We start from the raw sequence: 5,706 nt of genomic DNA, 5'->3' as shown, positions 1-5,706 counted from the left end.
TGGAATGTCAACACTAAATCGGACAATTATTTAAAGGTTCATTAACTTGTATTCAGTCGGTGTTAAGTAATCTAATGATCCATGAATTCGAATAGTATTGAACCAGTGAACGTAGTCAAAAAGTTCAAGGTCAAGTTCCTGTTGGCTAGAAAAAACCGCACCACGAACGAACTCTGTTTTGATCGTCTTAAATGTGGCTTCTGCGACGGCGTTATCATAGGGCGTTCCTTTCTCACTCAATGAACGCTCAATGCCAAAGGTTTCTAATGCCTGATCGATAAGTTTGTTCTTAAACTCACTTCCTCTGTCCGTGTGGAATAATTCGAGGCGCTGAAGATTGTATTTAACCGATGCAAAGGCACGTTGAACTAACTCAGCACTTTTATGAGGACCTGCGCTGTAGCCAATAATTTCACGATTATATAAATCTACTAATACACAAATATAATGCCATTTCTGTTGAACACGTACGTAGGTTAGATCACTGACAACGACTTTCAGTTCTTGCTCCTGATTAAACTCCCGGTTTAGTGTATTCCCAATTTCTGATTCATTACAGCTTGTTTTTGCTGGTTTAAACTGAGCTACTGTATATTTGGAAACCAGGCCCTGCTCCTTCATAATCCGCCCAATACGGCGTCTTGATACAGTCCAGCCTTTCTTTCTTAGCTCAATTTTAATCTTTCTTTGGCCGTAGTTATCACGGCTGTTCTTAAAAATATCAACGATCAGTTCCGACAACTCTTCATCCTGGTCGTCTCGAATTTTTGCTTCATAATAGTACGTACTTCGGGCCATTTGCAGGACATCGCACATTGCTGATACCGAGTATTTGTGGCGGTTGTTCCGAATCACATCTACTTTCGTCCCATGATCAGCGCGGCTTGCTTTAAAATATCATTCTCCATGGCAAGCTTTTGATTCTCTTTCCGCAGCCGAATCAACTCTTCCTGTTCGGGTGTACGGTTGTCTTTTTCTTCAAAGGATCCACTGTTCTGGTGCTGCCGAACCCACTTATCAAAGGCAGAAGGCGTCAGCTCGTATTCTTTGATAATTTCTGCACGGGGCTTGCCAGAAACATGAAGTTGAACGATTTGATCCTTAAATTCTTTTGTATAGCTTCTTCTCGGACGCTTGGTCATGTTTGATTCTCCTCAGAGTTTATTTGAATCAAGTGTATATGACCTTAACGAAACTGTCCAACTAAGTGTAACCTATTCAAAAAACACCTCATTCTTGGTATAGTGAGATTGTCTAGAAATCACTACCACACAGAAGAGGTGTCTCCTATATGATAGAGCAAAATAACCAAAACAATCAACTATCAAAAGAATTAAAATCCGTATTTAGCGAATTAGAAATTTTTAAGCATCTTAGAAAAGCTAGAATAACAAAGAAGTTTGGCTTCACAGCTTCCTATTTGTTTCAACTAATTTTCTGCTTAATCTTTCATCATAAGAGTTGGTATACCCTATTAAAATTAAAGAAGGGTGACAGTTATCCAGCTAAGGACGCCGTTTATCGCTTTATGAATCATTCTAAGTTTGCTTGGCGCCGTTTTCTAACGTTTTTAAGTGCTCATGCGGTTCAAAAAGTCGATGGGCTTACAGATGAAAAACGTCCAAAAGCATTGATTATCGACGATTCTATGTTTGATCGCAACCGTAGTAAAAAGGTTGAGCTTCTTGCTCGTTGTATGGACCATTCTTCATTGAAGAAGCGTTTCTATAAAGGGTTTCGTATGCTTACGCTTGGTTGGTCTGATGGGTTTACCTTTATGCCCTTAGACTTTACTTTGTTAAGCTCAAAAAACGCCCAAATTAACGGAATATCCGAGAACATTGATAAACGCAGTTCTGGATATAAACGGCGAATAGAAGCGTTAGAATCAGCTCCTTCCATCATTCCAAGCATGGTTAAGAGAGCACTGGATGCAGGTATTTCAGCAAACTATGTGTTAATGGATACATGGTTTACTCAGCAGCCCCTCATCAAATCCATCGTTGACATCGGTCTTGATGTCATTGGAATGGTCAAGGCAACCAATCAACGCTATTTGGTGAACAATCAAAAGCTATCTTTGAAAGAATTGTACAGGGTTGCCACACCTGTCTCAAAACAGAAAGGCATTTTGCGATCCATTCATACAACGATGGCAAATGGCATTCCAGTGAAAGTAGTATTTGTACAAAACCGTAATAAAAAGAGCGAATGGCTGGCCATTCTCAGTACCGATTGTACGCTGTCTGAACAAGAAATCGTACGTATTTACGGAATGCGTTGGGATATCGAGGTCTTCTTTAAGACGACTAAATCGCTATTAAAGCTTCAAAAAGAATTTCAAGGAATGTCCTATGATCTACTTGTCAGTCATACAACGATGGTGTTTTCACGGTATATTGTCTTGTCCTGGCAAAATCGTTGTAACACAGATCAACGTACAATAGGTGGACTCTTCTATGAACTGATTATTGCGGTTGAATTGAGCCACTGATGCGGAGTTTTGAGCCAGTCAATGCGGAGTAAAGAGCCACCCTTTGCAGAGTGGAGAGCCACTATTAATAGATCAAGAAAAGCCTCTTGTATAATTATGTTGCATGCGAGCAAGCATGACACTATTATACAGGAGGCTTTTTTATGGTTAATTGCCGAAAGATTCTGGAACTGTATTCTGAAGGAGTCAGTCAAAGAACCATTAGTTCTAGCACTGGTCATTCAAGGAATACAGTTTCAGATGTCGTTCAACGTGCCAAGAAACTTGGTGTGGACAGCTTGAACGATACAATGACCAATCAATGGCTAGAAGAGTTTCTCTTTCCAGAGAAACAAGCTGTTGAGAAAGGTTACTTCCCGGTTGATTGGGAAAAAGTGCATAAGGAGCTACAAAAAAAGAATGTCACCTTGACTTTATTGCATCACGAGTATGCGACAGAAGCACGTGAGGGTGGAAAGATCCCCTATGCGTATCGTACTTTTTGTGAAAACTATGGGAAATATGCGAAGAAGTATAAGTTAACTATGCCTATTCGAAGAAAACCAGGTGAAGTCATGGAAGTAGATTGGGCTGGGACTACGTTGCAGATTATTGATCGTTCAACAGGAGAAACAATTCCAGCGTATGTTTTTATTGCGACCTTACCTTATAGTCAATTCAGCTATGTTGAAGCATTTCTAGATATGAAATTAGCTAATTGGCTTATCGCTCATATCCATGCATTAGAGTATTTTGGGGGAGTTCCTGAAACATTGGTTCCCGATAATTTGAAAACAGGTGTTACGAAAGCACATCGAGAAGAGCCCCTTCTTAATGAAGCTTATCGTGAACTAGCAGATTATTATCGTACAGTCATTGTTCCAAGCCGCGTGCGTAGACCAAAAGATAAAGCAAGCGTCGAAGGGACTGTTGGATATATTTCTCGTCAGATTATCGCTCCGCTAAGAAACTACCATTGTTTTCATATCGAAGATTTAAATAAGCAAATCTTTGAAAGGCTAGAAGAAATCAACACCATTGATTTTCAAAAGCGACCAGGTTCACGTAAAAAGGTGTTTGAGGAAGAAGAGAAATCTTACCTTCAACAGCTTCCTCAAACGCGCTATAAACTTGCGGAATGGAAAACAGCAAAAGTTCAACTGAACTACCACATCCAAGTTGAACGAATGTATTATTCCGTTCCATATGATTATGTCCGAGAGAATGTCGATATACGACTTACCACGGATTTAATTGAAGTTTACTTCAAAGAAGTCCGTATTGCATCCCATAAACGATTATATGGTGAATTTGGCCAGTTTTCTACGAACACAGACCATATGCCTGATAATCACCGATTATATTTAGAACATAACCCTGAAAATAATCGGAAGTGGGCAGAAGCAATTGGACCATCTATGACTCAATTTGTTTCTTATATCTTGGATACGAATGTGGAGAAAAAAGCATTAAATATCCTTAGCACACTGAGAAATATAGCTACGAAATACTCAAATAAAGAAATAGAAAAAGCAACAGAAACGTTACTTGAAATATCAACCAACCCAACGATTTCTGTTTTAAAAAGCGTACTGGAGAGAAATAAGAAGAAAAAACAAAGTCAAAACCCGGATATTAATAGGCATCACACGACTTCTGATGACTATGGATTTGTCCGTGGAGCTCAATACTTCGGGAGGAATAATAAATGATGAACCAAGAAACATTACGTAAATTAATAGAAATGAAAATGGGCGCAATGGCAGAAATATATCAGCAACAAAGTCAGAATAGAGATTATAAAAGCATGGATTTTGATGATAGATTCAACCTCTTAGTAGATTATGAGTATGATAGACGTAAATCAAATAGACTTGATCGCTTAATTAAACAGGCGACCTTCAGCGACCCAACGGCAGCTATTGAAGATATCGAATATCACCCAGATCGTAATCTAGACAAAAATCTAATACTAGAGTTAGCAACAGGAAATTACATTCAAAATCACCATAACATTATTTTAATGGGAGCGTCAGGGAACGGGAAAACATGGATATCAAATGCCTTTGGCGTTCATGCATGTCGCCAATTTTACAAAGTGAAATATATTAGATTACCAGAGTTACTTGATGAATTAGCCATTGCGAAATATGAAGCAGATGGCAGTTTTCGTAAGCTAATTCAGAAATACAAAAAGATTGATTTATTAATACTAGATGAATGGTTATTAACAGAACTCTCAGAGGAAAATGTACTTCACGTGTTGGAAATTATAGAAGCAAGGTTAAAGAAAGCATCGACTATTTTCTGTTCTCAATTTTCTCCAGAAGGCTGGCATTCAAAACTAGGACAAGCACAAATAGCAGATGCGATCCTGGACCGAATCGTTCACGATTCATATAAGATTTTAGTTGATGGTGAAGTTTCGATGAGGGAACGTCATGGATTGAGGGTATCAAAATGATTCCATCAGAAGTTGAAAATCGTATAGCTAGGTATTTTTTGCATATGTATTTACCCGATGAAGTGAGGCTAGCAATAGAAGAAAGACTATTACCCCCTTGCATATGGAATGAGGAAGAGAATTTAGATCAGGATGAACTCGTTCGTTGGGCAATTGAGATTATTGATAAACAACTAGGAGATAAAAGATTTAGATAATATAAACAAACAGCCATTGGAACGAATTCTGTTCTAATGGCTCTTAATTATTTTGTACTTTGATTACAGTGGCTCTGTCCCCCGCACTTACTGGCTCAGATGTCCGCAAACAGTGGCTTAAAACTCCGCACTGCTGGCTCAATCTATCCGCAATACTCAATGAACTTTGCGATGAAGTAAACGAACTTGATTGGGCTGTCGCATTACAGCAATTAATCGAGCTTCTTGAAGATACCCTAACAAAGTCAAATAAAATGATTCAAAAATTAATCCAAAGTCAACTTCAGCAATGGATTGATGGTCTGCCTAACCATATCAAGGCTTATTTATCGATCTCAGTCTGCGAAGTTTGAGTTTATAATAATCAAGATCCTTGATGAAATCGATGTATTACCATAAGGGAAAATTTGATCGATTGCTACTGTTCTTTCGTATGTGTTTAGTGCAAAATAAAAGTTAAGAGTATTGCAACCAAAATGTTAGAAGGTTGCACAAATAGAAAAGGCTTGCCAGCCCTCTCAAAATACCCTACCGTTATTGGTGTCTAATCAACTAATGGTGGGAGGATGAAA

4 protein-coding genes and 2 pseudogenes are annotated in these 5,706 nt (G+C 38.6%); 5 read left to right on the top strand and 1 reads right to left on the bottom strand.

Annotated elements, in window-relative coordinates; all coding sequences use genetic code 11:
• Window positions 1-30: 30 nt before the first annotated feature.
• Window positions 31-1,142 (bottom strand): IS3-like element IS655 family transposase gene (locus E2L07_RS04925; protein WP_134228893.1). Its coding sequence is split into 2 segments (ribosomal slippage): window positions 31-893 and window positions 893-1,142, totalling 1,113 coding nucleotides; the frame shifts between segments, so codons are not numbered across the junction.
• A 149-nt stretch (window positions 1,143-1,291) separates the two neighbouring features.
• Between E2L07_RS04925 and E2L07_RS04920 the strand changes: the two are divergent.
• The 5 genes and pseudogenes from E2L07_RS04920 to E2L07_RS21150 all read left to right on the top strand — a co-directional run.
• Window positions 1,292-2,467, top strand: a pseudogene (locus tag E2L07_RS04920) (IS4 family transposase); the annotation flags it as partial.
• A 170-nt stretch (window positions 2,468-2,637) separates the two neighbouring features.
• On the top strand, window positions 2,638-4,185 hold the full coding sequence (gene istA / locus E2L07_RS04915) for an IS21 family transposase (protein WP_134228981.1): 1,548 nt from the start codon (window positions 2,638-2,640) through the stop codon (window positions 4,183-4,185).
• Window positions 4,182-4,937, top strand: a complete 756-nt coding sequence (gene istB / locus E2L07_RS04910) for an IS21-like element helper ATPase IstB (protein WP_134228980.1) — start codon at window positions 4,182-4,184, stop codon at window positions 4,935-4,937. Before istA ends, istB begins: the two co-directional genes overlap by 4 nt.
• A complete protein-coding gene (locus E2L07_RS04905; RefSeq protein ID WP_134228979.1) occupies window positions 4,934-5,134 on the top strand; it encodes a hypothetical protein in 201 nt (66 codons plus the stop codon). The genes istB and E2L07_RS04905 overlap by 4 nt, the downstream gene beginning before the upstream one ends.
• A 158-nt stretch (window positions 5,135-5,292) precedes the next feature.
• A pseudogene (locus E2L07_RS21150) lies at window positions 5,293-5,487 on the top strand (IS4 family transposase); the annotation flags it as partial.
• Window positions 5,488-5,706: the final 219 nt, after the last annotated feature.

The organism is Halalkalibacterium halodurans (genome assembly GCF_004376175.1).
Lineage (GTDB): Bacteria > Bacillota > Bacilli > Bacillales > Bacillaceae_D > Halalkalibacterium > Halalkalibacterium halodurans.
This window is presented reverse-complemented; position numbering and strand designations above follow the sequence as displayed.

Coding starts and splice junctions, on each gene's coding strand:
- istA (WP_134228981.1), top strand. CDS start 2,638: ATGGTTAATTGCCGAAAGATTCTGGAACTGTATTCTGAAGGAGTCAGT.
- istB (WP_134228980.1), top strand. CDS start 4,182: ATGATGAACCAAGAAACATTACGTAAATTAATAGAAATGAAAATGGGC.
- E2L07_RS04905 (WP_134228979.1), top strand. CDS start 4,934: ATGATTCCATCAGAAGTTGAAAATCGTATAGCTAGGTATTTTTTGCAT.